Annotated in this window: 2 protein-coding genes; one reads left to right on the forward strand and one right to left on the reverse strand. The window is 71.7% G+C overall.

Annotated features, from left to right (window positions below):
• A partial coding sequence (locus tag AX737_RS02295) for a DUF4164 family protein (protein ID WP_156453491.1) occupies positions 1 to 227 on the reverse strand: 227 nt, incomplete at its 3' end.
• A gap of 517 nt (positions 228 to 744) precedes the next feature.
• Between AX737_RS02295 and gap the strand changes: the two genes are divergently transcribed.
• Positions 745 to 1,752: a type I glyceraldehyde-3-phosphate dehydrogenase gene (gene gap, locus AX737_RS02300; protein ID WP_066918686.1), complete on the forward strand. Its 1,008-nt coding sequence runs from the start codon at positions 745 to 747 to the stop codon at positions 1,750 to 1,752.
• Positions 1,753 to 1,897 lie beyond the last annotated feature (145 nt).

Genomic DNA, 1,897 nt, shown 5'->3' on the forward strand with positions numbered 1-1,897 from the left:
GCGGCATCGAGCGCGGCGGCGAGCCGGGCCCGGTCCTGCTCCATCAGGGCGAGCTCGGTGTCGCGGTCGTCGGGCGCCGCGGCCGCCTCGACGCGGCGCGCCACCACGGCCTCCAGCCGGGCGAGCGCGGTGCCGAGGCGGGCGAGCGCGTCGGCCACGGCGGGTTCGGCCGGAGCGGCCGGCGGGGAGGTCGCAGCGTTCGTCGCAGCGTCGGTCGCAGCGTTCATGGGGCGTCGAGCTTCCGGTGCCGGCCTCGCCCGCGGGCGGGCTGGAATCCGGTTTTCCCCAAAGCCGGCGCGGATTTCCAGTCCGGCGCCCGCGGTTCGCCCCGCTATCCCGCGGGGAACCCACCGGGAGCGCGGGTAAGCCGGGGGGTAACCCCTGATTGTCACGCCGGTGCGTTTGACAGGTGGGGGGGCCATGTTAGACAGCCGCCGCGTGCCCCGCCGGGCCCGCGGCCGCGGGCCGCAACGTGCCGGAATATCGACCTGTGACAGTCCTTTGGCCGGTCTTTTGGCCTACGCGCGCGCCGTTCGCGGATCGGACGATCCCGGGCGGCCCGGTGCGGTTGGACGAGACAGGTTCGCGGCACGCTCAAGCCGCCACGGTCACGGTTCATCCCCGGTTCAGCCCGGACGCTCCTAGAGCGGTCCCGCACGCGGAAGGCCGGCGCGGACGCCGCCCTCTCAACGCAGAATTCGGACGCCCAAGGCGCGGCGCCCCCGATCAGGAAGGAGTCACGCCGTGACGGTGAAGGTTGCCATCAACGGGTTCGGCCGCATCGGCCGCAACGTGCTGCGCGCGATCCACGAGGCCGGCCGCCAGGACATCGAGGTCGTGGCGATCAACGATCTCGGCCCCGTCGAGACCAACGCGCACCTGCTGCGCTACGACTCGGTCCACGGCCGCTACCCGGGCGAGGTCGCGGTGGACGGCGACTTCCTCGTCGTGGACGGCAAGCGCATCAAGGTCACGGCCGTGCGCAACCCGGCCGAGCTGCCCCACCGCGACCTCGGCGTCGACATCGCGCTCGAGTGCACCGGCATCTTCACCTCGCGGGACAAGGCCAAGGCGCACCTCGACGCGGGCGCCAAGCGCGTCATCGTGTCGGCGCCCGCCGACGGCGCCGACCTCACGGTCGTCTACGGCGTGAACCACGACAAGCTGACCTCGGATCACCTCGTGATCTCGAACGCCTCGTGCACCACGAACTGCCTCGCCCCGGTCGCCAAGGTGCTCAACGAGCTGGTCGGCATCGAGCGCGGCTTCATGACGACGATCCACTCCTACACCAACGACCAGCCCTCGCTCGACCAGATGCACAAGGATCTGTACCGGGCGCGCGCGGCCGCCCTGTCCATGATCCCGACCTCGACGGGCGCCGCCAAGGCGGTGGGCCTCGTCCTGCCGGAGCTGAAGGGCCGGCTCGACGGCACCGCGATCCGCGTGCCGACCCCGAACGTCTCGGCGGTCGATCTCGTCTTCACGGCCAAGCGCGCCACGACGGTCGAGGAGATCAACGAGGCGATCAAGGCGGCGGCCGCCGGCCCGCTCAAGGGCGTGCTCGGCGTCACCGACCGGCCGAACGTCTCGATCGACTTCAACCACGATCCCCACTCTTCGACCTTCCACCTCGACCAGACCAAGGTCATGGACGGCACCTTCGTGCGCATCCTGTCCTGGTACGACAACGAGTGGGGCTTCTCGAACCGCATGGCCGACACGGCCGTGGCGCTCGCCAAGCTGATCTGACGTCCACGCCGCCCGCGCCCCCCAACCGGGGCGCGGGCGGCGGCACTTCCGGGCCATCCCGCGCGGGATGGCCGACGGCCCTCGTTCTCGCCTTCCGATCACGCAGGATGCCCCCGATGACCGACGCCGCGCCGACCAAGTCGCC

It is taken from the genome of Methylobacterium sp. CCH5-D2 (assembly GCF_001556475.1).
GTDB classification, from domain to species: domain Bacteria; phylum Pseudomonadota; class Alphaproteobacteria; order Rhizobiales; family Beijerinckiaceae; genus Methylobacterium; species Methylobacterium hispanicum.